Below are 23,619 nucleotides of genomic sequence, written 5' to 3'. Positions count from 1 at the left end.
CCTCAGGGGTTCAGCGATTCAAGGGTTCCGGGGGTGGGGTCAGGCGTGCGGGACGACGGCGACGGGGGCCGTGGAGTGGCGCAGGACGGCATGGGTGACGGGGCCGATGTGGATGCCCAGCGAGCCACGGCGGGGACGCCGGCCGACGACCACGAGGCAGGCTTCGCGGGACGCGTCGACGAGGTGGTCGCCGGGGGTGCCGTAGTGGGACTGCTCGATGACCTCGACGGCCGGGAACTTCTCCCGCCAGGGGCCCAGGGCCTCGGTCAGCACGCTGCTCTCCTGCTGTGCCGGCTCTTCGCGCAGTCCGACGTCGGCGGCGGTGCCGTAGGTGTCGAAGTAGTAGGGCGGGTTCCAGCCGTGCACGACCCGCAGGGACGTACCCCGGCGGGCGGCCGCGGCGAAGGCGAACGCCATGAGGTCGTCGTCGGGGCTCTCGATGTCGAGGCCCAGCACGACCGGCCGGAACGGCGTCGCCGCGGACGGGGTGCCGACCGGGGCCGTCTCGTGCTCGTCGTCGGCCTGTTGTCCGGCGCGGACCAGGACGACGGGCCGTTCGGCGTGGGCGACGACCGACAGGCCGACGGAGCCGGCCATGAACCCCCTGATGCCGCCCAGGGCGCGGGAGCCGAGGACGAGGAGTTCGGTGTCGTTCGCCACGGCCACCAGGACGTCCGCGGGCCGGCCGGACACCTGCTCGGTGCTCACGTCGAGGCCGGGGTGGCGCCGCCGCACGCCCTCGGCCTCGATCCGGTGCTGGTGGGTCCCGGGGCCGAGCAGCGGTGCCTGGGCCATGGGCGCCGGTACCGGCTCCCAGACGTGGACCAGCTTCAGCGGCAGTTCGAACAGCTCCGCCTCGCGGGCCGCCCATTCGGCCGCGGCGCGGCCCTCGGGAGAGCCGTCCAGGCCGACGGTGACGGTACGGGTCATGATCTCTGCCTCCTGAACGGGGATCCGGTACGAGGGTCGTCTCCGGACCGGGTGTCCGGCAGGGGCCGCAGGTCCTTGCGAGGGGCCGATCGGCCCTGGCCGGTATGCGACGCGGCAGCCCGGAGCGGGGCTCGTCGCACCTCTCGGGTCGGCGCAGCCCGGTGGCTGAGACGGAGCATCGGGAGCTTCGCCCACCAGGGCGATCAGGACGACGGGGTGGTCAGCGAACGGGTTGGCGGTGTCCTTCGCCCCTGGGGCCCGGCTCTTCGAGGAGCGCGGCCGCACCGGCCGGGTCGTCCACGACGGGGTAGTGACGCTCGCCGGCCGGAGACGCGACATGTCCCTGGTCCCCGTGGCGGCGTGGTTGGTCAGGGCCGTCGAAGGCGTGGTGGACGCGGACCTCGAGCTGTCCCCGCACCCCGAACGGACCACGGGAGGGCGAACGCCCGGCCTGTCGGGACTTTCGAGGGGCCAGCGGTGGAACAGTGGAGGAAGGCGTGAACGGGCCCGGTGGGCGAAGGAGGACGCGATGGGTCACCCCGTGCTGGCCGGTGTCGACGGGTCCGAGCACAGCCTCGTCGCGGCCGAGTGGGCGGCGCGGGAGGCGGTACTGCGTGATGTTCCCCTGCGTCTCGTGCACGCCGCCCCGCCTCTTCCGGGCGATGCGGTCCCCCGCCAGGCCGGGGAGACCCTGCGCCGCGTGGGTGAGCGGGTCGTCAAGGGGGTCATGGCCGATCTCGGTGCCCGCTACCCGGATCTGCGGGTGCGGGGCGAGCAGAGCGCCGAAACCCCGGCCGAGGCGCTGCTGTCCGCGGCTCCCGGTGCCGGGCTGCTGGTGGTCGGGGCCCGGGGCTCGGGCGGCTTCAACGGCCTGGCGGTCGGCTCGGTGGCCCTTCGGGTGGCGGCTGCGGCCGAATGTCCCGTCGTCGTGGTGCCCGGGCTGCGGCCCGGCGGCTTCGGCAACGGTGCACGCCCGGCGGACGCCGGCCCTGACGTGGTGGTGGGTTTCGACGCGCACCGCCCGCTCGCCGAGGTGGCGGACTTCGCGTTCGGGGCGGCCCGGACGCGCGGAGCGGTGCTCCGGGTGGTGCAGGCGTGGGCCTTTCCCGCCGAGGCCGTGTCACCCCGGATGCTGTTCGTGACCGAGGAGGACCGTGCCACCTGGGAGGACGAGGAGGACCTTCGGTTGTCCGACGCGCTGCGCACGCAGCAGGAGGAGTACCCGGAGGTGACGGTCCGCACCGATGTCGTCCTGCTCCATCCCGCTGAGGCGCTTCTGAACACCTCCCGGGGAGCCGATCTGCTGGTCGTGGGCCGCGGTGCCGGCCGGGGTGGCGGCGAGGGCCGGCTGGGGCCGGTCGCGCACGCCGTACTGCACCACGCCGGCTGCCCGGTGGCGGTCGTACCGCACTCCGTCTGACGCCGTGCACCGGTCGGGCGGGGAGCGGCGCCGTCATCAGCCGTGGAAGGACTCCGGGGGGTCAGCCGAAGAACACCCCGAACTCGTCGTACAGCGACGGGTCGACCGTCCTGGTCTTCGTCTCGGTGTCGGGGATCGGAACCCGCACGATCCGGGTGCCGCTCAGGGCGACCATGGTCCCGAAGGCGCCGTCCTTGACCGCGTCGACGGCGTGCAGTCCGAAGCGGGTGGCCAGCCAGCGGTCGAAGGGGCTCGGGGTGCCGCCGCGCTGGACGTGGCCGAGCACCGTCGTGCGGGCGTCCGTGCCGGTGCGCTGCGAGATCTCCCGCGCCAGCCAGTCGCCGATCCCGGACAGCCGCACATGGCCGTACTCGTCCAGCGACCGGTCCTTGAGGACCATCTGCCCCTCCTTGGGGACGGCTCCCTCGGCGGTGACGACGATCGGCGCGTAGTGGAACTCGAAGCGCCTCTTCACCCACGCACAGACCTGCTCGATGTCGAACGGCCGTTCCGGGATGAGGATCACGTTGGCGCCGCCCGCGACACCCGCGTGCAGGGCGATCCATCCGGAGTGCCGGCCCATCACCTCCACCACCAGGGTGCGCATGTGCGACTCGGCGGTGGTGTGCAGGCGGTCGATGGCCTCGGTCGCGATGCCCACGGCCGTGTCGAAGCCGAAGGTGTAGTCGGTGCCGGGCACGTCGTTGTCGATCGTCTTGGGCACGCCGACGATCGGGATCCCATGGCGGCCCAGCTCGGCCGCCGCGCCCAGCGTGTCCTCGCCGCCGATCGCGACGAGCGCGTCGATGCCGTGCGCGGCGAGGGTGTCCTGGATGCGGCGCACGCCGTCCTCGTGCTTGAACGGGTTGGTGCGGGACGAGCCGAGTATGGTGCCGCCGCGCGGCAGGATGCCCCGCACCTCGGGGATGCCCAGCGGCACCACGTTCCCCTGGAGGGCGCCGCGCCAGCCGTCCCGCAGGCCGGCGAACTCGAAGCCGTACTCCTGGACGCCCTTGCGGACGACGCTGCGGATCACGGCGTTGAGACCGGGACAGTCACCGCCGCCGGTCAGTACTCCTACCTTCATGGTTCCCTCCCCCTCTGCACGTGGGTGAGGTTCTCCGTCGATCGCCAGACCATTGTCGATCGCCAGATCCATTCTGGGCGACGGCGCTCTCGTCGGCGACTCGCTGCACCCTGAGCCGAAAGGCGGCTCGGCGGTAGGCCGCACTGCAGGGTCGGTGCGGTGCCGCGCGCGAGGGTGTACCGGCGGGCGTCGTCCTCGGCCACGGCGTCCCGGACGGCGATCTCCTCGGCCGGCAGCAGGTCGTCGCGGGTGAAGGGATCCTTCCGAGCGCACCGTCGGCGCGACCTGGCCTCGGAGCTCGGCCCGCTGTACCCGGACATCGCTCCGTGCGGCGTTCAGCCACCGACCACGGCAGCACGGCAGGCCCCGTGCCGGGGGGCCTGCCGTGCTGCCGTGAGCTCCCGACGGTCAGAGCAGCCAGCGGTTGCGGCTGACGAAGGGCAGCCGCGCCCAGACCTTGCCCAGGCCCCAGACCGTGCCGGCGCCCGCGGCCGCGGCCGCGAGGGCGATCATGACGACGGCGTAGACGAGGTGGTAGTCGGCGAACGGGTTGGTGGACATGCTCACCGAGCCGTCCGAGAGGTGCCTGGCCGGCGGCCACTCGGCGATCCACATGAACGCCATCATCAGGGTGCCCGCGACCGCGGCGATCCGCAGGCCGATGCCCGCGATCAGCGCGAGGCCGATGCCGAGCAGGCCGAGCATGAACAGCCAGTCCGCCCAGCCCTGTCCGGCCCAGTCGTGGAACGTCGACTCCATCGGGCCGGCGGCGACACCGGTGAGGAAGCCCTTGGTGGGCGAGCCGCCGTCGATCCAGCCCTTGCCGGACGGGGTGGCGTAACCGAAGCCGAACGTCTTGTCCAGGAACGCCCACAGGAAGACGAACCCGGTCACCAGGCGGAGCCCGGCGAGCGCGTACGCGCTGGTCGCCGTCGCCGCGGTCGTCACGGCACCGGACTCGGACGCCGTCCCGGCCCTGCGCAGGGCCGGGAGGTGGAACCCCAGGTGCCGGCGGGGTTGGTCGTGGTGGACTGCCATGATGGTCATCCCTTCCAAGGGGTGGTGCGTGCGATCCGACGACTCTCGTTGCGCCTTCAATGTCCCGCTCACCCGGCCGCTCCACAGGAGGCCGCACCGCCCGCCTCGCAGGGCCGAAAGTCCCGGTTCGCAAGGGACGTTGAGTACCCGTCAGCGCGGGGCTGGTGCGGCGAAGGCCTTCAGGAACACGCGGCCGAGGAAGATCTCCACGCCGCGCCGATGCTTGCGGCGTGCACCAGCACCCGCCGACCCGCGCCTATCCGGAAAACCGCCGGCCCAGCGATGCATACTGTCCCGCACATGGATCGTTCAACGATCCTTCAATAGGATGACTGAAGTCCCGGCCGTCGGCGTCGCGGGCGCGGAACGGTAACCGACCGGAGGCCTCCAGGAGATGAGCAGTCGTCAGTTCGAAGAGGTGGACGACCACGGGCAGATCCTGTTCAGCGACGACCCCGCGCTGCGGCTCGAGGCCGTCCTGATGGGCCTGGAGACCGCCGAAGGCACCGTCACCCTCGACCACGCACAGACACGTCACATGCCCGTTGCCCTCTTCGAGTTCAGGCGTTCCCTGAAAGTGCGCGGCTACGGGATCCAGTACGCCGTACCGGAGGCGGCCTCGATCGACGAGGTACCCAAGGAACCGCAGATCGAAGGCGCCATCCTGTTCGGCATGAGGCGCCTACCGCCCGAGTTCTCCGACCTGTGCCTGCCCGACCCGCCGAGCTCCGACGACGGGGTCTGCCTCGACGAGAGGCGGCCCACCATATTCGACGAGCTGCGCATGCGCGAACCACCGCGACGCGACCCCGACGAGGTCTACTTCGGCATGAGACGCAGGCCGCCCGGCCACGCCGACCTGCACTCGATCCCTGGCTGGGAACTGCACGAGATGCCCGATGACCAGCCAGGACCGTGGCAGGATTTCGGACGCACCTACTCCCGGCTGGAACTGCGGACGCCCGACGGGAACATCTACTCCCGGACCTGGGTCCCGCACGACCCCGAGTGGGAGGCCGCCGCCCTGCGTCACGGATACGTCGTGTGCCTGTGCGGCGTGAAATTGGGGGTCCGCGCACCGTACGCGATGACCGATGCGCAGTACACCCCGAGCATGCGCCACGAATACTTCCGTTACGGATGCGCAGTGGGTCTGACCGTCGGCGGACTCGTCGCCTACGTCAGCCACCGCTGACGCGCACCACCGAGCCGGCACAGGTCCGAGCACGAGCCGAGCCCCGACGACCCGCCGACGGGCTGCAGGCCCATCAGCGCCGGGTGGCCGACCCGTCCGGTGTGCATGATCGGGAGGTAGATCACGCCGCCGCGGGCGTGCACCGCGTCGGTCACCGTACGCCAGGCCGCGATCTGCTCGGCGGTGTGGATGCCGAGGGTGTCGGGGTAGCCCTGACCGACCCTGGAGGGCTGGACGCCGTCAGTGACGATCAGTCCGGCGGAGGCACGCTGCGCGTAGTAGTCCGCCATGAGCGCCGTGGGGCTCTGGCCGGGCCCGTAGGCACGACTGCGGGGCGTCGGTGCCATCACCAGACGGTTGGCCAGAAGCCTGCCGCCAAGACGGTAGGGCCCGAACGCCTTCGACATCGTCATCTCTTCTCGGCTCACGCGGGATCGGCACTGCGCAGCCCCCGGAGCATCACCCCCAGGTAGCGGCACCCCGACTCCAGGCGCTTCTCTTGGCCGTCGGCGTGGACACCAGCGGCGTAGGCGATTCCGCACATGAGGGGCAGCAGGTCGTCCCAGGTGACGACGCCCTGCACGGATCCCACCGCCTGCGCGCGCTCCAGCAGGCGGCCGGCGAGTGCGTCCAGCGTGGCGGTGAGCTCCTCGGTTCGGGGCAGGACGCGTTCGGGGGCGGCGCGGACGAGGGTGATGGAGGGGTCGGTCAGCTGCATCTCGAGTGTGGCGCCGAGGAAGCCGGTCAGGGCGCCCCAGGGATCCTCCTCGGCCAGGGCCTGTTCCGCGCGGGTGATCAGAGCCTCCAGGCCCGGGGTCGCCACGGTCTCCATCAGGGCCTCGGGGGTCGGGAAGTGCCGGTAGGTCGTGGCCACCCCCACGCCGGCTAGGCGGGCGATGTCGTTGAGTTGCAAGGGGGTTCCTTCGCCGATGAGCCGGCGGGCCACGTCGAGGATGCGCTGCCGGTTGCGGGCAGCGTCCTTGCGCATCGGTGCAGGGGTCATGCCCACAGCATAAATGGATGAGTCATCCGTTTCGTGTTACGTTGAAGTGGATAGATCATCCGTTTCAATGGGGCGCCTCTTCGCGTCCCGAGGAGAAACCACCATGGCGTTCACCGTCACCGACGTCCCGGGCCTGCCCGCCGGGTTCACCGACACCTTCACCAGCCGCACCGTCACCACCGGCGAGGTGACCCTGCACGCCGTCGTCGGCGGCGACGGCCCGCCGCTGCTGCTCCTGCCCAGCTGGCCCCAGTTCTGGTACAGCTGGCGCCTGGCCATGCCCGCCCTCGCCGAGCACTTCACCGTCATCGCCCCCGACCTGCGCGGCATGGGCGCCAGGCGACAGGCCCGCCACCGGCTACGACGCCGCCACCCTCGCCGACGACATGTCCGAGCTGATGACCGCCCTGGGGCACGAACGCTTCGCCGTCGTCGGCTACGACCTGGGCATGCTCGTCGCCTACGCCCTCGCCGCAAGCCACCGCGACCGCGTCACCCGCTTCGTCGGCGCCGAGTCGATCCTCCCCGGCCTCACCCCGTTCCCGCCGATGCTGACGGACCCGAGAACCAACGAGGTGATGGCGCACTTCGTCATCAACCGCCTCGCAGACCTCAACGAACGCCTGATCGCCGGCCGCGAGGAGATCTACTTCGGCCACCAGTTCGCGTCCAAGACCGCCACCCCCGGCGCCATCCCGCAGCACGCCGTGGACCTGTACGTCGACCACCTGCGCGACCCGGCCGCCCGGCGTGCCGGCTTCGAGTACTACCGCACCCTCGACACCACCGCCGAGCACGTCCAGCGCTGGCGCGACCAGGGACCGCTGACCATCCCGGTCCTCGCCGTCGGCGGCCAGTACAGCACCGGCACCATGCCGGCGGAGACCATGCGCATGGTGGCCACCGACGTCACCGAACTGGTCATCCCCGATGCCGGTCACTTCCTGCCCGAGGAAGTCCCGCACGAGCTGACGAAGCGGCTGCTGGACTTCCTGAACTGACCCCACCGGGCTGTGTCCGTCGGCTCGCGACTCCCTGTCGCGTGATCGGCTTCGAACGCGGCGTCATGCAGCCGCGGCCGTCTGAGTTTTGGCCTGGCGCACCCCCCGCAGCGCGCCGGACCAGAGGAGCAACTGATCGAGCATGCCACCCACGGCGGTGTCCAGTCCCTCCTGGGGGACGAAGGAGCCGGTGCGGAACGAGGGGTGCGTCGAGATGGTGGGCTGGGCACGGACCGTGGCCACCTGGAGTTCGGCGAGGACGAGCCGCAGCGCCTCGGCGGCCCGCGCCCCGGCGACCCAGCCGCCGTAGCTGATGATCCCGGCGGCCTTGTCGTTCCACTCCCGGTAGACGTAGTCGAGGGCGTTCTTCAGGGCTCCGGGGTAGGAGTGGTTGTACTCGGGGACGAGGAACACGTAGCCGTCGAAGCTGTCGACGAGTGCGGCCCAGGTGCGGGTGTGGTCGTGCCGGTACTGCTGGAAGTTCGGGTTGCCGGGCTCGTCGAGGTTGCCGAGGTCGTGGTCGGCGAGGTCGACGAGTTCGTAGTCGGCGCCGCCGTGGGCCAGGGCGGCCTCCAGCGCCCACGCGGCGATCTGGTCACCGCGGCGTCCGGGGCGGGTGGATCCGAGGATGAGTGCGATGCGGAGCGTCATGGTCTGCCTTTCGGTGGAGTTGATGCGTCAACTCTAGATCGAAGGGAGTTGAAGTGACAACTCTGCTGGTCGCGGTATCCTCGACGCCATGACGGAGACTCGATCGCTGGAACCCGAGGAGTGGGAGTTCTGGGATACCTGGATGCGCGCGCAGCGCCTGCTCACCAGGGAGCTGGAGCGTGGTCTGCAGCGTGACTGCGACATCTCGAAGGCCGAGTTCAGCGTGCTGGTGACGCTGTGGCAGGCCACCGGCCGCGAGATGCGCGTCGGCGAGCTCTCCGAGTCGCTCGACTGGGACAAGAGCCGCGTCGCCCATCAGCTGACCCGCATGGAGAGGCGCGGCTTCGTCGAGCGCACCCGGTACGGAGCCGATGGCCGCCGTGCGGGGGTCGGGCTGACCGCCGAGGGCCGCCGCGCCGCCCAGCACGCCGTCCTCGTGCACGGCGGCAACATCCGCCGCCACTTCCTCGATTCACTGACCCCCGAGCAAGCGTCGGTCATCCGGGCATGGAGCGGACAAGCAGTCGATCGCCTCGACTCACAGCGCAGCGAGGCTGCCGGCGACGGCGCGTCCTGAATGTGTCCCACAGGGCTCCGAGCTGGGCATCTCCCGTACACGGCTGGGGTGTAGGGGCTGAGCGGGTCGCGGGTCCGCTGAAGGTGGTGCGGGAGCGTGCGGGAGCGGGGCGGCAATGGAGAGGCACTGCCTGGCGTAATCACACCTGACTGTTGATCTTTTTTTAGTTTCGCTGGGTTACCTTTCGGCTGATCAAGATCGATGTCAGTTGAGGGACGGACACGGTGAAGCAGCGCAGGAACCGGGGCAGGCTGTACCGGTCGGTGACAGGGGCGGTCGCAGTGGGCCTGGCGGTCGGAGGTTGCGGTGCCGTCGGCGGGACCGGGGTTGCCGCCGGCACCTCCCGGCCCGCCGCGCCGGACGGCACCGTCAGCACCGCGCCCGCCATTTCCGACTCGGCGGCGGCCTGGCGCAAGTGGGGCCTGACCCCGCTGCCCGCCGCCCCGCGGCCGCCGGCCGACAAGCCGGTGCGGCTCTCGGCGACCGGAACGGTTCCGGTCTTCACCCACATACCGACCGCGCAGAAGGTCGTCTTCATCACCGTGGACGACGGGCAGGAGAAGGACCCCCAGTTCATCCAGATGCTGCGGGACCTGAGGGTCCCGATCACCATGTTCCTGATGAACGACGCCATCAAATCGGACTACGCGTACTTCAGACCGCTGCAGGCACTGGGCAACCACATCCAGAACCACACCCTGCACCACCCCGTGATGAGCACCCTCCCGCCGGCCCGGCAGAAGGAAGAGGTGTGCGGTGACCAGAAGATCCTCACCAAGGAGTACGGCACCGCGCCGCTGCTCTTCCGCCCGCCCTACGGCGCGTACAACACCAACACCAAGATCGCGGTCGGGGAGTGCGGACCCCGTGCGATCGTGTGGTGGCGGGAGTCCATGCAGATCCGCGACATGCAGTACCAGTCAGCGGACAGGAAGCTGCGCCCCGGAGACATCATCCTGGCCCACTTCCGCGGACCGTCCGAGCTCAAGGGCACCACGATGACGCACATGTTCGCCAACCTGCTCCGGCGCATCCATGAGCAGGGCTTCGCCGTTGGCCGCCTGGAGGACTACATCCAGCCGCCGGCCGGATGAGCCCGTGATTGGCCACGTCAGTAGCCGTCGCAGGTCTCGCGCAGGTAGCCGTCGTGGCCGGCCGGGGTGACGTCGAGGTCACGCCGCACGACGCTGATCCGGTCGCCCCAGCCCGCGCAGGCCTTCCTCATGCCCTTCTCGGTGTACTCGACGACGATGACGTGGTCGCCGAACGCTGCGACGTAGGACCCGCATTCGTCGTACTGCCCGCATTCCTCCACCACCGCGAAGTCGAGGCCGACCCGCTTGCGGTCCTTGGCGAGTTCGAGGGTGTTCTTCTGCGCGATGGCAAGGTGCCGGGAGTGTGCGTGGCGGGCGAGCAGGGTCTGGAACGCCTCGGCGTCGGCCGCGGTCAGCAGGCCGTGCGGGGCGCGGGTGTAGCTGTCGTAGTTGTCCGGCTCGACGGCGTCGAATCCCTTGTCGGCGCACTCGTCGATCCAGCCGTCCACCTTCTCCGCGATCCGTGCGCGCTTGCCCGGGGTGCTGATGTCGAGCATCGCCTCGCCCCAGTCCTCGTCCATGACGACCTTCCCGGAGGCGTCCCGCAGCAGGAGGTCGGCGTCCCACTCCTTCTCCGCGTCGGGCTGGGCCTGGAACGCGTTGACGTAGCAGATGTTGTACAGGCCCGCGGCGGGCGACGCCGTGTGGTCGCGGGAGACCACGGAGACGCCCTTCGGCGGGGTGTAGGCGCCGCCGAGCTGGTAGTCGACGCCGGCGTGGACGGGCGGTGCGGAGACTTTCGCCGTCGGGGCTTTCGGGGTGCTGCCCGTCTGGGTGGTGGTGCTGGAGCAACCTGCGGTGAGGGAGGCTGCGGCCAGGACGACGGCGACGGCGGCCCGGGGGACGGCGGTGCGGGGTGAGTCTGCCGGGGACTTGCGCATGACGGCCTGTCTCTGGACGGGAGAGCATGCCCCGCCTCGGACGCGCGTGGTCCTGGCGACTGGGGCCGGGCTGACGGGTCGAAGGCCCGTGTCACCGGCTGGGAATGCCATGGTTCCGCGGACCACGACGGCGCTGGGCGATCCGACACCGTGACGATATCAAGCCGTCGCAACCGACGTGTGCCGCCTCGTGGTTGGGCGGGGCCGGAGGACGTCCGGCCGCGGCGCGGGGTGCGGTCAGACCCGGTCGCCGCCCGCGTCGAGCGGTGCCCGCGGCAGGGTGACCAGGAAGGCGGCGCCGCCTCCGGGCGCGTCGGTCACGGTGAGGACCCCGCCGTGGTTGCGTACGACGTCCCGTGCGGACGCGGGTCTGACGGCGCGCGGGATCGTGGTCCCGGGTCCCGGTGGCCGCGCCCGTGCCCCGCCGCCCCGCGCGGGAGGTGCGCAGGTGGCGCAACCGGGCAGACCCACGCGACCCGTCTCCCCGTCAACGCCCGTCAGGGGAGGGCAAGGTGATGCCATGTCGATCCGGTCGGGGCAGGCTCCGCTGCCCCGACGCGTGCACCTTGCACCGCTCGAAGCGGCTCGTCGTCAGCCCAGTCCGCGGGCGTCCTGCTTCAGAGCCGTGTCGACCGTCAGCGCCGTCGCGACGACCAGGCTCCGCAACGGCTCGGGGAGTTGCTGGTGGATCTGGAGGACGTAGTTGTCCGCCGTGGTGAACATGGTCTTGGCGAGGCCCTCCCAGGTCTTGGTGATCCGGGCCACCTCGGTGCCCGCCTGGTCGACGACGGCGAAGTTCCAGGCGCGCCAGTTCTCTCCCTTGATGGCGCCGATCTGCTGACCGCCGGCGTTGATGGCGAAGTTGATCTTTCCGAAGACGTTCTGCTGGACCAGCTCGCCCACCAGCTCTCCGTCGGGACGGGCGACGATCACCCGCGACTTGAATATCTTCGCGGGACGGGTCAGTCGCAGCACCGGCTGCCCCTGCGCGTCCCGGATCTCCAGCCGGTGGGTGAAGTACTGGTCCCAGTCGCTGATGAAGCGCACGACTTTGCGCAGCGCGCTCTGCCCGACCTCGGCCACGGACCCGATCTGGTTGCCGTGCTGGTCCATGACCTTGTACTCGTTGGTCAGCTCGATGAGTTTGGCCTTCTGGTTCACGACCAGAACCGGTTCGGTGAAGAGGGTGCCGCCACCGGGACCGCTCGGGGCGATCCCGGCCTGCTGCCGCACCTGGCGGCTGACCTTGGGGTCAGGAGTGTTCGAATGTGTGGTCACTGCGGCAAGTTACTCCCCGGGGACCGTGTCCCGGTCGGCCGCGCGCCGTCTCGTGGCCACACCGTGACGAACCGCGGGACGGCGACTTCGCCCGCATCGACTCCACGGCGACGCCCTACGTCGTCCACCTCCCCGTCAGTAGTAGTGATGGGTCACCGTGCTGACCGAGACCGGGCCGCCGCGGCCACGTCCCGGACTCCCACCGAGGCGTGGCCGCGCTCCGCGATCAGTGGGACGGCCGCCTCGACGATCAGCCGCCGGCGCACCTCGGTGGGCTGAGGGGTCCGGTCGGCAGCGGCGACGGGCCGGCACGGGGGCTTCGCGTAGCGCTGCGATGCCCAGGAGTACATCACCGTGCCCACCTCCACCCGCAGGGTTCGAACGGCGTCCTATCTGTTGCCGCGCTCGCGCACGGGGTCATGGGGCGAGGGAGAAGTAGTTCTCTTCCTCCTGGGTGAAGTGCAGACGCAGGACGGTGTTGAGTCCGTAGAGGCAGGCGCGCAGGTCGTCGAGTTGTTCGGGGGCCAGGCCGCCGTCGGCATCGGCCAGTTGCAGGTGGGTGGCGATGCGGCGGGAGAGGCGCTCGATCTCGGTGTGGGCGCGGCTCATGGTGGCGGTGGCCTCGGGGCCGCCGAGAGTCGGCGCGAGAGCGGGGTAGAGCTCGTGCTCCTCGGCGTACTCGTGCGGAAGCAGGCGCTCGGTGAGCAGCCGGTGTGTCTCCTCGACCGCGGTCAGAGCCTGGGGGCCGGGGGCGTCGGAGAGGCGGTCGGCTGCGTCGCGTACGGCTTCCAGGACGTCCTGGAGGTCGGCGTGTTCGGCGGCGAAACGGTGGACGAGGGCTTCGGCGACGGGGGTGAGGGCTGGTCGCACGGCCTGGTCGACGCGCAGGGCGCGCAGGGCGTTGAGGATGACGGCGACGTCGATGCCCTCCTGGAGCAGGGCGCCGGCGGCGGGCGGGAGGAGGCCGGCGGCGGCTGCGCCCATGGCGGCAAGGGACATCAGCATGCCGCCGAGGGCGCTCTGAACGGCGATGTGCCGGGCGCGCTGGGCGATGGCGACGGCGTCGGCGAGGCGGTCGACGCGGTCCGTGGTCAGGACGATGTCGGCTGCTTCGGAGGAGGCGGTGGAGCCACGGGCGCCCATGGCGACGCCGATGTCGGCGGCGGCGAGGGCGGGCGCGTCGTTGACACCGTCGCCGACCATGACGGTGACCGCACGCTCACGTTCGGCGCGCACGACTGCGACCTTGTCCGCCGGGCTGAGTTCGGCACGTACGTCGTCGAGTCCGAGGACGGCCGCGACCTCGTGGGCGGGTGCGGCTCGGTCACCGGTGAGCATCAGCAGCCGATCGATGCCTGCTGCTCGCAGGTGGCGCAGGGTCCGCGGGGCGTCGTGGCGCAGGGGGTCGCGCAGGAGGACGGCGCCGGCCAGGTGTTCGTCGACGGTGAGCCAGGCGACGGCCGCGCCGTCGAGGAGGGCGCGGTTGTCGACCGCCTTGGCCCAGGGCGGCCGGTCGTCTCCGGGATCGATACGGCCGACGGTGACCCGGTGTCCGTCCACGGTGCCGGTGGCGCCCCGGCCGGCCTCCTCGGTGACGTTCGCCGGGGCCGACAGCTCCAGTGTGCGTTCCCGGGCGGTGTCCACGATGGCCTGGGCCAGGACGTGCGGCGAATACTGGTCGAGTGAGGCCGCCAGGCGGAGGACCTCTGCGGGCGTGAGGCCGGGGGCGGCGACGATGTCGAGGACTCGTGGGCGTCCCCGGGTGAGCGTGCCGGTCTTGTCCATCAGGAGGGTGCGGGCGCGGCCGAGGTTCTCCAGTGCGCCGCCGTCGCGGATGACGACGCCGAGGCGGGAGGCGCGGGAGAGACCGGAGACGATGGCGACCGGGGCGGCCAGCAGCAGCGGGCACGGGGTGGCGACCACCAGGACCGCGACGGCGCGTACGGCGGATCCGCTGACCAGCCATGCCAGTCCGGCCACCACCAGCGACAAGGGGAGGAACCGGGCTGCGTAGCGGTCGGCCAGCCGTACCACGGGCGCGGACTCGGCACCGGCCTGCTGGGCCAGCCGAACGATCCCGGCGTAGGTGCTGTCCTGCTCGGTGGCCGTGGCGCGCAGTTCGAAGGCGCCGCCGGCGTTGACCACACCGCTGCGCACGGTCTCGCCCTGCCTGCGCTGGACCTGGAGGGGCTCGCCGGTGAGCACCGACTCGTCGAGGACGGCGGCGTCGCTCTCCACGCGGCCGTCGACGGGAACCACCTCGCCGGGGCCGACGACGAGCAGGTCACCTGCGGCGACCTCGGCAAGCGGCACTGTGGTGACTTCTGTGTCGGTACGGCGACGGGCCGAGCGGGGTGCGTGTTCCAGCAGGGCACGTAGGTCGTGGGAGGCGCGTCGCTGGGCTGCGGCTTCCAGGGTGCGCCCGGTGGCCAGCATCAGCGCGATCAGCGCACCGGCCAGGTACTCGTGAACCGCCAGGGTGCCGCCGAGCGCGAGGACGGCGATCAGGTCCACACCCGCGTGGCCGTGCCGCAGAGCCACCAGCACCCACCCCACCGCGGGGACGACGGCCGACAGAGTGCCCAGCCCCCACAAGAGATCGGCCAGCCGGCCGGCACCCGTGATCCAGGCGATGCCGCCTGCGGCCAGGGCCGTCGCGGTGACGGCCAGGAGGGCGGGTTCGAGCCGTGGGGACACGGCTGCGGTCAGGCGGCGCAGCCGTGTCGCGTGGGTGACGGGTCGGTGGTTCATGACGTGCCTCGGTCCTCCGGCGCGGCGTCCATCGGGTTCACTCCCCCTCCATGACATCGCGCCGCTCGGTGTCATGGGAAGGGACGTTGGGCCCTGCTTCCGGGCCGGACAGCCGGTGGAGGTGTGGCTGGTCATGACCGTCCCGGGTCGGCACGAAGAGCCGGGCGAGGGCAGGCGGCGACGGCTCGGCGGGCGTGGTTTCGGAGGGTGGTCGGGCACGGCCCTTACCGACGGGGTCGGCCCGTTCGTCGAGGTCGATCAGCCGGAAAGTTCCGCGGGCGCCGCTTCTTCGCCCGTGCGTCGACCGCGTCGCCTGTGCCGGGCCAGAGCCTGTGCAGCCTGTGCGCCGAACCGCGCCGGCGCCACCGCGCCCGGTCGGCGCAAGTGAGGTGACGCCGATGGGAGGCACTCGGACACCCGCGGTCGGCACCGGCTGATCGTGCCTGCCGGCGTCACCGCGCCAGGCGTCCGGCCGCGTCTGCGTCAGGCAACGGTGATGCTGTCGTCGAGGTAGACGTCCTGGACGGCGTGGAGGAGTTCGATGCCCTCGGCGGTGGGGCGCTGGAAGGCTCTGCGGCCGGTGATGAGGCCGGTGCCGCCGGCCCGCTTGTCGATGACCGCGGTGCGTACCGTCTGAGCCAGGTCGCCCTGGCCGGCTGAGGCGCCGCCGCCGTTGACGAGGCCGACGCGGCCCATGGAGCAGGTGGCGACCTGCCGGCGCGTGAGGTCGATCGGGTGGTCGGCGGTGAGGTCGGCGGACACCGCGTAGTCCACGCCGTCCTTCTTGAAAGCCGAGTCGCAAGGTCTCGGTGATCCAGGCCCGTCAGGGCGCGGCCGGCGCGGAGGCGGCGGCACGACGGCTGGTCTCGACGACCCTGCGCCATCTCCGTGTCTCTGCCGTCGGCCTGACCCTCGTCGGCGGACTGCCGGGCAGCGGGAAGTCCACCCTCGCCGGAGCGCTGGCCGACCGGCTGGGCGTCACCCTGCTCAGCAGCGACCGCGTCCGCAAGGAACTGGCGGGCATCCCCGCGGAGCAGTCCGCCGCGGCCGGCTACGGCGAGGGCCTGTACACACCCGAGTGGACCGCCAGGACCTACGCCGCCCTGCTCGACCGCGCGGCCGCCCTGTTGTCCTCCGGTGAGTCCGTCGTCCTGGACGCCACCTGGTCCGATCCGGAACAGCGTGCGGCGGCCCTGCGCCTGGCCGAACGCACCAGCGCCGACCTGGTGGCCCTGCACTGCCACGCACCGGCCGACGTGTCAGCGGCGCGCCTGAGCACGCGCGCCCCCGGCCCGTCCGACGCCGGCCCCGGCATCGCGGCCGCCACGGGGGTCGTGGAACCGCCGTGGCCCGAGGCCGTCGCGGTCGGCACCAGCGGCCCGCTGGAGTTCGCGGTCGCTCGGGCGCTGGCCGCCGTACGCCCGTGGGGCTCCGGCCAGGCCCAGGTCTTCCGCCCTCCCTACATGGAACCGGCCTGAGATACACGGGCGGCCGTGCTGCAAGCCTCTGCGGCGTGCGTCAGTGCTGTGATTCGGATTCCGACACGGGCACCACCTCCGGCGCCCTGCCGTTTGTGACGCTCAGCTCCTGGGTCCCTATGACGGACAGCAGTTCCAGCTGTTCGGCTCCGGGGCTTCCGGGCGGGGCGGTGAACCACAGCAGGCGTTGCCGTCCGTCCTCGCTGAGGAGGTTGTAACAGTCGAGTTCGATGACGCCGAGCATGGGGTGGATGATCTTCTTACGGTCCATGCGGCGCACCGCGACGTCGTGGGTGTCCCAGAGCGTCGCGAACTCCTGGCTGCGGCGGCGAAGGACTGCGACCATCTTCGTGACGTCCGCGTCCCGGCCACGCCGGGCGGCTGCTGCCCGAAGATCGGTCACGAACACCCGGGAGTGGTGCGGGTGATCCTCGGGCGGGTGGATCTCGCGTGTGCGCGGGTCGGTGAACCAGCGGTAGACGAAGCTCGCCGTCGGGCCGCGGTGGGCGGGAGACCCGCCGAGCAGGTTCCGGGCCAGGTCGTTTTCCACCAGGGTCTCGTGCAGATCGGTGATGACGCGTGCCGGTGTGTGGGAAAGGCGGTCCAGCAGGCCCAGAAGCGCGGGCTGCACATGGGCCGACGGTCCGTGCGTTGACCGGGGGATCGGCCGTTCGGCGAGGTGGAACAGGTGGTCGCGTTCGTCGCCGTTCAGCCGCAGGGCTCTGGCGAGGGCGGCCAAGGTCTGGGCGGAGGGCTGCACGCCATGCCTGCCGCCGCCCCGTTCCAACTCGGTGTAGTAGTCGGCCGACAGCCCCGCGAGCTGGGCGACTTCCTCGCGGCGCAGCCCGGGGACGCGCCGGCGCGGGCCATGCGGAAGACCGACGTCGGAAGGGCGGATGCGGTCGCGGCGGGTCCTGAGGAAGGCGCCGAGTTCGGGAAGGTTCACCCCTCCATGGTCGTTGGCGCGCAGGTCCGTAGCCAGGGGGTGGCAACCCCTGGGTGGACACAACCCTGGCTGGAGGGCGGGGCGGGGGGCCATCGTGGGGGACGCAGCAGGGCGAAGGGAAGCGCCTCGCCCCCTCTTCCGCCGCATCGGATCGTCCGCCGCATCGGACCGGACAGCCCGCGCACCGCAGGCAACTCCCTGCAACACCCACCGAGACAAGGAACAACCAATCATGCCTTTCGCGAACTTCAAGGTCCCCGAGAAGACCCTCACCCCGAAGCAGAAGGAGGAGATCGTCACCCGCACCACCGAGCTGTATGTCGAGATCTACGGTGAACGCGCCCGCACCAACACCATGGTTCTGGTCGAAGAAGTCGCCGACGGCGGCTGGGGCATCTCCGGCAACGTGCTGACCCTCGCCATGCTCGGCGAGGCAGCACCGACCGACACCAGCGGAGCCTGACCGCACCGGCCGACATTCGTCCGGCACAGCAACTCGAAGCCGACGGCCACCGGGGTGAGCGTCGGCCACGCGGTCTCGTTCACCCGCGGGGCAGAAGGTGAACGGGGCGGCGAGCCGCCGCCCGAACGGGCGGCGCGAATCAGCAAAGGCCCGTCTCGCATGCCGGTCGAGGCGGGCCCGCTTGCTGTCATTCGCAGGCGACGCCGTCACCGTCCCGGTCGAGATGCGAGTCGTATCCGGGGTCGCCACGGTAGAGAGGGGTGACCCCGGCGGCCCGGGCCGCGCTGCAGTTGGCGTAGTAGGTACCGCCGTCGCCGCTGGTGTCGTCGCCGGAGCCCACAGAACCTCCGCCAGCCGAGTCCGCGGTGACGGTCACCCTGACCTTGACCGTCTTCGTCTTCGTGACGGTGGGCGCCGGCTCGGGGGCGGCGGTTTCCGTGACGGTCGCCGTAGCCGTGACCGTGGCGGCCGCGGTTGACCGGGGCTTGTCGTCGGCGGCGTTCTTCTTGTCGTCGTTGCCACTGCCGCCGGCTGCGATGCCGACGACGAAGGCCACGGCGAGAGCGGGCAGTACGACCCGTTTGCGCGCCCACTTGGGTATGCGTCTGCCGGGTTGTGGCGCATTGTACGGATTGGTCATCGTCCCCCCTGGTTGCTGCGGGAACGATGACGGTAGTCGCCTGATGAGGTGATGGAGTGGCTTTGGGGCAGGTGTCATCTGTTCGTGACGGGCTCCTGCCACCTAGCGGTCGGCGACAGCTCACGATCTCTCCGTACTGCAGGGCGCAGCAACTTCCGTGCCACGAACGCGCGTTGACACTGGACGGGATCGGCGCGACGGTGAGGGTTGCTGCTGGGCCCCGAGAGCGGAGGTCGTCCCTTGGCCGGTTCGTCAGTATCTCGTTCGAATACCGATCTCGTCGACCGTGTGCGTGCGCTGCAACCCCTCATCCGCTCGCACGCCTTGCGTGCGGAGCAGCAGGGGAGGGTGGCCGGGGAGGTCGTCGAGGCTCTCTCGGACGCCGGGATCCACCGTATGAACGTCCCCCGCCGCCACGGGGGTTACCAGAGCTCGCTGCGGACGCAGGTCGACGTGCTGAGCGAGGTCTCCGCCGCGTGCGGGTCGGCCGGGTTCATGGCGTTGATCCAGGCCGGGTGCGCGTTCATCGCGGCCCTGTTCCCCGACCAGGCACAGGATGAGATTTTCACCCGTCCCGATGTCAGGGTGGGGGGCACGCTCGTCCCCGGCTCGAAGGCCGTTGCGGTGGACGGGGGTTATGTGGTGAGAGGGAACTCTCCCTTCGCGACCGGCTGTCAGGACGCCGACTGGCACCTGCTGACCGCGTCGGCCGACACCGGACAGGGGCCGCCGGAGATGCTGTGGCTGGCGATCCCCATGACCGATCTCAAGGTGCTGGACGACTGGAACGTCTCCGGCCTGGCCGGGAGCGGCAGCAACACCGTCGTCGCGCAGGATGTGCACGTACCCGCCCATCGCGTACTGCCGGTCGGGCCGTTGCTGGCGGGCGTGTTTCCGTCGCAGCGGGCCGGCGCCGATCCCTTCTACCACATGCCGGTGCTGCTGCTGTTCTGCGCCTGGACGGCCGCGAACGCCCTCGGTCTGGCACGGGCGGCTCTGACGGAGTTCAACGAGCGCATCCATCAGCGCGGGATCACGTACACCCTCTACGAGCGCCAGCACGAAGCCCCGGTCACGCATCTGCAGTTCGCCGAGGCGGCGATGAAGGTCTCCTCCGCGGAACTCCTCGCCGCCGACTTCGTGGGGCTCATCGAGTCCCGGGCGGCCGACGGAGAGCCCTACACGGTCCAGGAGCGGTCCCGGATCAGGGCGCAGTGCGGGTATCTCGCGCGGTTGTGCAAGGAGGCCGCGGACCTCGTCGGGTCCGCTTCGGGTGCCTCGTCCCTGCACCGGGAGGTGCCGATCCAGCGGATCGTGCGGGACCTCAACGCCCTGAACCTGCACTCGTTCGTGAATCCCGCCGCCAATCTGGAGTTGTACGGAAGAGTGCTGTCAGGGCTCGACGCCGGGACGCCGTTCCTCTAGTGCTGGGTTCTTCCCATTCCCAGCGAATCCCAGCGAAGGAGTAGCTGTTCCGTCTGGCCGAGGGACATCGGACTGGCGTCCCGGGCCCGTCGCGAAACCGGATGGCTGTTCGGCGCCGGCTCTGCATACTTTCGACCGCATGGTTGACGACTGCTTCGCGCATCCACGACTCGCCGCGATCTACGATCCGCTCGACCCCGATCGCAGCGACCTCGACGCGTACCTGCGGATGGCAGAGGAGTTCGAGGCTCGACGCGTACTGGACATCGGTTGCGGCACTGGAGTGTTCGCGCTTCTCCTGGCCGACCGCGGGATCGAGGTCACGGGTGTGGATCCCGCGCAGGCGTCCGTCGACGTCGCCCGGAGCAAACCGGGCAGCGGGCGGGTGCGCTGGATCTGCGGCGATGCGACAGACCTTCCACCGCTGCGGGTGGACCTCGCGACGATGACCGCGAACGTCGCCCAGGCCATCGCTGACCCGCAGACGTGGCAGAAGACCCTGCGAGGAGCCCATGAAGCACTGCGGCCTGGCGGGCGTCTGATCTTCGAGACGCGCGATCCGTCCAGACGCGCCTGGGAGGAGTGGACCCGCGAGAAGTCCTACCGCGTGACCACGATTCCAGGCGTCGGCTCCGTCGAGAGCTGGGTGCAGCTGTTGGCGGTGAGCGGGCCTCTGGTGACGTTCCGCTGGACCTACAGGTTCGCGGCGGACGGGCAGGTGCTGACGTCGGATTCGACCCTGCGCTTTCGCGGGCGGGACGAAGTGGAGAGGGACTTGGGCGCGCATGGTTACGTGGTGGATGGCGTCCGCAATGCGCCCGACCGCCCAGGAAGGGAGTTCGTCTTTCTGGCGCGACGTCCGTGACACGGAGTCCGGTTCGGCGTCGATGCGCAGGCACAGGCGGGGTGTCCTTCAGGGGACAGCGGTGCGTTCCGATGTGCCCTGCTGGTGGCGGCCGGAGCACGGCACCGTTCTCGGAGTACTCACAAGTCCATCCCCGTGAGCGCACGAGGACCAGCACCGCCTGCCAGTCGTCGATCGAGGTACCGGCGACAGTCACGTCCGGCAGCGGGCCCCATCACATCGGGGTCGAAGAAGTTCTTGACGTCATCCCACAACAGGTCAGACCTCATGCCATCGTGCCTTCTCGCCATGTTGACCGAAGCACCTTTTCGGCGGCGGCTCGGCCGCCGTGAGCGTGTTCGGCTCAGGCCTCCGGGTTCAGGCAGGACGGCAGGGGGCCCGTGGCAGGGGGCGGGGCGGCCAGGCAGGCGGCGGCGCGTTCCGGGCCGAGGAACGGGGCCAGTACGGAGAAGGTCAGGCCTGGCAGCAGTGCGGGCAGGTCGGCGGTCCGTCCGGTGGCTATGCGGCGGTAGATCGCCGAGTACACACCGCCGACCACCGTGTCGACCAACTCCTCCTCGGGAACGGGCAGTTCCAGGTCGGGAAGGTCGGTGAAATAGTTCCGGAAGCGGGTCAGCAGGTGTTCGCGGGCCTCTCGTCCGGCGGGGCCCACCGCGTCGATCTCGACGATCGCCATCGCCGCGAACGCGGGTGCCTCGGCGAGGATCACGAGCAGTGCGCCCAGGCCGGCGCGCACCTGCCCCGGCCAGTCGCGGGCCTGGGCCCGGGCGTCCTCCATCGCGGCGAAGACCAGGGAGGTGCCGTGGTGGTGGGCGGCGAGGAAGGCGTCCTCCTTCCCCCTGAAGAGCTCGTAGAAGACCGGCCTGGTCACGCCGGCGGCCTGGCAGATGTCACTGACCCGGGTACCGGCGTAGCCGACCTGGGCGACGGTGCGGACGAACCCGTCCAGGAGCCGGTCCCGCTGGTTGGCGGCGACGGCCTCCGGCGAGGTACGGCGCGGCCCCCGCCGCAGCGAGCGCTCCGGGTCGCGCCCCCTGCGGGTACCGGGCAGCACCAGCGGAGGCGGCACCGGCGAACCTGCTGCCATTCCAGGCCCCTTCTCACGACGTCACGTGTCATGCCTTGACGTTGAATACTCGTCAGGTTTACAACCTTCACAGGTTTTCTTCTCACGCGGACCTGCGGTGGACGACCTGCTGGAGCCGTCAGTGTCACGCACCCGCAAGGCGGCAACAAGTGCACCGGCGTCCCTGACGCCCAGTCAGCCATCAGCAACACGCACCGGTCCGGCGGTCCCCCACCCGGGACCGCCCTGCCCGGGCCGCCCGTCCTTCTCCGTGTCCGGTACGGGCGCCCTTCCTGATAGCACCCGCACGCCCGAAAGAGGACTCCCGCATGCGCAGAATCGGTGTCTCCGCCTTAGCCGTCACCGCCGCTCTGTCCGCCCTGACCCTCCTTCCGGCCGCCTCGGTGTCGGCGGCCGGCTCCGTGCTCACCTACGGCAGCGCCGGCGGCAACGCGGTCTCCGTGGGCGACGTACTCACCGCGTCACTGGCGAGCGGTACCAAGGCCACCCTCGCCACGGCCAGCGGCGGCTCCACCGGCATCACCTGCACCGGCTCGTCGCTGTCCGCCAAGGTGACGTCGAACCCCGCCGCCCCGGGCACCGCGACCGAGTCCGCGACCTCCCAGACCTTCAGCGGCTGCTCCAGCAACGTCCTCGGCGTCACCGGCGTGCAGAGCGTCACCGTCAACAACCTGCCCTACACCACGTCCGCCGCCTCGGGCGGCGCCGTGACCGTGACCCCGGCCTCGGGCAGCACCATCCAGACCACGGTGGTCCTCTCCACCCTGCTGGGCACCGTCAACTGCGTCTACCGGGCGTCCAGTCTCTCCGCGGTGAGCTCCAACACCGCCAACAGCCTCACCTTCACCAACCAGGCCTTCACCAAGGCGTCCGGTTCGTCCCTGTGCGCGGCAAGCGGATACTTCACGGCCGCCTACGCGCCGGTCGTCGACAGCAGCGTCAGCGGCTCCCCGGCCGTGTACACCAACTGACCGCCGGCCGGCAGAAAGGACTGACGCCCTGCCCAGAGGTCCGGCCGGCCGCCCCCATGACAGCCGGCCGGACCTCTGTCGTGCGGACCTCACTCACCCGTTCGAGTGCGCGAGCCGGGGGAACCGCGATGGCGAAGAACACGAGGCGCGCGGAGAATGCGAAGAACGCAAGGAGGGCGGTCGAGGCGGGCAGCGGCCCTGTCGGGTCACCGCCTTCCATGATCACCCGCGGCCGCGGGCCGTACCGTCGACGGTCCTCCTGAGGACCCGCCGCACCAGGTGCGCGGCGCCGGGACCGGCAGCGGGCGGACGTCCACGAGCCGTCCGTGCCGCGCGGGAGACGGACCGGTGAGTGATGCAGACGTTCCTGCCCGACCCCGACTTCCGGCAGACGGCGCTCCTGCTGGACCGGCGCCGACTGGGCAAGCAGCGCGTCGAGGCGCTGCAGGTCCTCCGCGGCCTGACGGTCCCCGGCTACGGATGGCGCCGCCATCCGGCCGTACGGATGTGGACCGGATACGAGGAGGCGCTCGTGCGCTACGGCCTGGAGATCTGCCGGGTCTGGCGGGAGCAGGGACAACAGGACAGCTGCGCCGCCTCCCTGGTCGCCGACTTCGCCGCGTACCGTCCGGGCGCCCGGGTCCGTGACCAGGCGGAGCTGGCGGCCGCCGGGGAGCTCCCGCCCTGGCTCGGCGACGAGGCGTTCCACGAGAGCCACCGTTCGGCACTCGTCCGCAAGGACCACGACGTGTACGCCGGCCTGTTTTCCGGGGTGCGCGACGACCTGCCGTACGTGTGGCCGTCGTCGGATCGCACGGACAGCCCCACCGGCCGGTGA

23 protein-coding genes and 4 pseudogenes are annotated in these 23,619 nt (G+C 70.9%); 11 read left to right on the top strand and 16 right to left on the bottom strand.

Features of this window, described 5'->3' with window-relative positions; genetic code table 11:
• Positions 1 to 39 precede the first annotated feature (39 nt).
• A complete protein-coding gene (locus JF597_RS07565; protein WP_293990880.1) occupies positions 40 to 930 on the bottom strand; it encodes a universal stress protein in 891 nt (296 codons plus the stop codon).
• 529 nt (positions 931 to 1,459) lie between these two features.
• Between JF597_RS07565 and JF597_RS07560 the strand changes: the two genes are divergently transcribed.
• The gene (locus JF597_RS07560; protein WP_293990878.1) at positions 1,460 to 2,350 is read left to right on the top strand and encodes a universal stress protein; all 891 of its coding nucleotides are present in this window, start codon (positions 1,460 to 1,462) and stop codon (positions 2,348 to 2,350) included.
• 61 nt (positions 2,351 to 2,411) lie between these two features.
• Here the strand turns inward: JF597_RS07560 and JF597_RS07555 are convergent, their stop codons facing one another.
• Together JF597_RS07555 and JF597_RS07550 are read right to left on the bottom strand one after the other, a co-directional pair.
• Entirely contained in the window at positions 2,412 to 3,437 is a 1,026-nt protein-coding gene (locus tag JF597_RS07555; protein ID WP_293990876.1) for a 6-phosphofructokinase, read from the bottom strand.
• 408 nt (positions 3,438 to 3,845) lie between these two features.
• Positions 3,846 to 4,475 carry a hypothetical protein gene (locus JF597_RS07550; RefSeq protein ID WP_293990874.1) on the bottom strand — a complete coding sequence of 210 codons (630 nt, stop codon included), beginning with the start codon at positions 4,473 to 4,475 and terminating at the stop codon, positions 3,846 to 3,848.
• Between the two features lie 394 nt (positions 4,476 to 4,869).
• Between JF597_RS07550 and JF597_RS07545 the strand changes: the two genes are divergently transcribed.
• Positions 4,870 to 5,670: a hypothetical protein gene (locus JF597_RS07545; RefSeq protein ID WP_293990872.1), complete on the top strand. Its 801-nt coding sequence runs from the start codon at positions 4,870 to 4,872 to the stop codon at positions 5,668 to 5,670.
• Between the two features lie 56 nt (positions 5,671 to 5,726).
• On the opposite strand, the pseudogene JF597_RS07540 reads toward JF597_RS07545, so the two are convergent.
• Positions 5,727 to 6,077 (bottom strand): annotated as a pseudogene (locus tag JF597_RS07540) (alkene reductase); the annotation flags it as partial.
• 17 nt (positions 6,078 to 6,094) lie between these two features.
• Complete coding sequence (locus tag JF597_RS07535) at positions 6,095 to 6,673, bottom strand: TetR/AcrR family transcriptional regulator (protein ID WP_293990870.1); 579 nt, start codon at positions 6,671 to 6,673, stop codon at positions 6,095 to 6,097.
• A gap of 13 nt (positions 6,674 to 6,686) precedes the next feature.
• On the opposite strand from JF597_RS07535, the pseudogene JF597_RS07530 reads away from it, so the two are divergent.
• A pseudogene (locus JF597_RS07530) lies at positions 6,687 to 7,674 on the top strand (alpha/beta hydrolase).
• A 63-nt stretch (positions 7,675 to 7,737) separates the two neighbouring features.
• On the opposite strand, the gene JF597_RS07525 reads toward JF597_RS07530, so the two are convergent.
• Positions 7,738 to 8,325: an NAD(P)H-dependent oxidoreductase gene (locus tag JF597_RS07525; RefSeq protein WP_293990868.1), complete on the bottom strand. Its 588-nt coding sequence runs from the start codon at positions 8,323 to 8,325 to the stop codon at positions 7,738 to 7,740.
• Positions 8,326 to 8,413: 88 nt separating this feature from the next.
• Between JF597_RS07525 and JF597_RS07520 the strand changes: the two genes are divergently transcribed.
• A complete protein-coding gene (locus JF597_RS07520) occupies positions 8,414 to 8,902 on the top strand; it encodes a MarR family transcriptional regulator (protein ID WP_293990866.1) in 489 nt (162 codons plus the stop codon).
• A gap of 224 nt (positions 8,903 to 9,126) precedes the next feature.
• Positions 9,127 to 9,996 (top strand): polysaccharide deacetylase family protein, encoded by an 870-nt coding sequence (locus JF597_RS07515; protein WP_293990864.1) that lies wholly within the window; start codon positions 9,127 to 9,129, stop codon positions 9,994 to 9,996.
• Between the two features lie 17 nt (positions 9,997 to 10,013).
• On the opposite strand, the gene JF597_RS07510 is transcribed toward JF597_RS07515, so the two are convergent.
• The 6 genes from JF597_RS07510 to JF597_RS07485 all read right to left on the bottom strand — a co-directional run bounded on the left by JF597_RS07510 (position 10,014) and on the right by JF597_RS07485 (position 15,680).
• Positions 10,014 to 10,877 carry an endo alpha-1,4 polygalactosaminidase gene (locus JF597_RS07510; protein WP_293990862.1) on the bottom strand — a complete coding sequence of 288 codons (864 nt, stop codon included), beginning with the start codon at positions 10,875 to 10,877 and terminating at the stop codon, positions 10,014 to 10,016.
• A 237-nt stretch (positions 10,878 to 11,114) separates the two neighbouring features.
• Entirely contained in the window at positions 11,115 to 11,348 is a 234-nt protein-coding gene (locus JF597_RS07505) for a hypothetical protein (protein WP_293990860.1), read from the bottom strand.
• Between the two features lie 120 nt (positions 11,349 to 11,468).
• Positions 11,469 to 12,155, bottom strand: coding sequence for a phospholipid scramblase-related protein (locus JF597_RS07500; RefSeq protein WP_293990858.1), 687 nt, complete (start codon positions 12,153 to 12,155; stop codon positions 11,469 to 11,471).
• Positions 12,156 to 12,307: 152 nt separating this feature from the next.
• Positions 12,308 to 12,505, bottom strand: a complete 198-nt coding sequence (locus tag JF597_RS07495) for a hypothetical protein (RefSeq protein ID WP_293990856.1) — start codon at positions 12,503 to 12,505, stop codon at positions 12,308 to 12,310.
• A 67-nt stretch (positions 12,506 to 12,572) separates the two neighbouring features.
• On the bottom strand, positions 12,573 to 14,906 hold the full coding sequence (locus JF597_RS07490) for a heavy metal translocating P-type ATPase (RefSeq protein ID WP_293990854.1): 2,334 nt from the start codon (positions 14,904 to 14,906) through the stop codon (positions 12,573 to 12,575).
• A gap of 483 nt (positions 14,907 to 15,389) precedes the next feature.
• Positions 15,390 to 15,680 (bottom strand): hypothetical protein, encoded by a 291-nt coding sequence (locus tag JF597_RS07485; protein WP_293990852.1) that lies wholly within the window; start codon positions 15,678 to 15,680, stop codon positions 15,390 to 15,392.
• A 26-nt stretch (positions 15,681 to 15,706) separates the two neighbouring features.
• Here JF597_RS07485 and JF597_RS07480 point away from each other — a divergent pair.
• Positions 15,707 to 16,384: pseudogene (locus tag JF597_RS07480) on the top strand (AAA family ATPase); the annotation flags it as partial.
• Positions 16,385 to 16,424: 40 nt separating this feature from the next.
• Here JF597_RS07480 and JF597_RS07475 read toward each other — a convergent pair.
• Positions 16,425 to 17,330: a helix-turn-helix transcriptional regulator gene (locus tag JF597_RS07475; protein WP_293990850.1), complete on the bottom strand. Its 906-nt coding sequence runs from the start codon at positions 17,328 to 17,330 to the stop codon at positions 16,425 to 16,427.
• A gap of 232 nt (positions 17,331 to 17,562) precedes the next feature.
• Between JF597_RS07475 and JF597_RS07470 the strand changes: the two genes are divergently transcribed.
• On the top strand, positions 17,563 to 17,793 hold the full coding sequence (locus tag JF597_RS07470; RefSeq protein ID WP_293990848.1) for a 4-oxalocrotonate tautomerase family protein: 231 nt from the start codon (positions 17,563 to 17,565) through the stop codon (positions 17,791 to 17,793).
• A gap of 187 nt (positions 17,794 to 17,980) precedes the next feature.
• Here the strand turns inward: JF597_RS07470 and JF597_RS07465 are convergent, their stop codons facing one another.
• Positions 17,981 to 18,433: an excalibur calcium-binding domain-containing protein gene (locus tag JF597_RS07465; RefSeq protein ID WP_293990846.1), complete on the bottom strand. Its 453-nt coding sequence runs from the start codon at positions 18,431 to 18,433 to the stop codon at positions 17,981 to 17,983.
• Positions 18,434 to 18,721: 288 nt separating this feature from the next.
• On the opposite strand from JF597_RS07465, the gene JF597_RS07460 reads away from it, so the two are divergent.
• A complete protein-coding gene (locus JF597_RS07460; protein WP_293990844.1) occupies positions 18,722 to 19,858 on the top strand; it encodes an acyl-CoA dehydrogenase family protein in 1,137 nt (378 codons plus the stop codon).
• A 139-nt stretch (positions 19,859 to 19,997) separates the two neighbouring features.
• Positions 19,998 to 20,723, top strand: a complete 726-nt coding sequence (locus JF597_RS07455; protein WP_293990842.1) for a class I SAM-dependent methyltransferase — start codon at positions 19,998 to 20,000, stop codon at positions 20,721 to 20,723.
• A gap of 94 nt (positions 20,724 to 20,817) precedes the next feature.
• Here the strand turns inward: JF597_RS07455 and JF597_RS07450 are convergent.
• Together JF597_RS07450 and JF597_RS07445 are read right to left on the bottom strand one after the other, a co-directional pair.
• A pseudogene (locus JF597_RS07450) lies at positions 20,818 to 21,013 on the bottom strand (hypothetical protein); the annotation flags it as partial.
• Between the two features lie 53 nt (positions 21,014 to 21,066).
• Positions 21,067 to 21,810: a helix-turn-helix domain-containing protein gene (locus JF597_RS07445; RefSeq protein WP_293990840.1), complete on the bottom strand. Its 744-nt coding sequence runs from the start codon at positions 21,808 to 21,810 to the stop codon at positions 21,067 to 21,069.
• 308 nt (positions 21,811 to 22,118) lie between these two features.
• Here JF597_RS07445 and JF597_RS07440 point away from each other — a divergent pair, with 308 nt between their 5' ends.
• Together JF597_RS07440 and JF597_RS07435 are read left to right on the top strand one after the other, a co-directional pair.
• The gene (locus JF597_RS07440; protein WP_293990838.1) at positions 22,119 to 22,781 is read left to right on the top strand and encodes a Tat pathway signal sequence domain protein; all 663 of its coding nucleotides are present in this window, start codon (positions 22,119 to 22,121) and stop codon (positions 22,779 to 22,781) included.
• 355 nt (positions 22,782 to 23,136) lie between these two features.
• Positions 23,137 to 23,619, top strand: a complete 483-nt coding sequence (locus tag JF597_RS07435; RefSeq protein ID WP_293991013.1) for an MSMEG_6728 family protein — start codon at positions 23,137 to 23,139, stop codon at positions 23,617 to 23,619.

It is taken from the genome of Streptomyces sp. (assembly GCF_019510245.1).
Lineage (GTDB): Bacteria > Actinomycetota > Actinomycetes > Streptomycetales > Streptomycetaceae > Streptomyces.
This window is presented reverse-complemented; position numbering and strand designations above follow the sequence as displayed.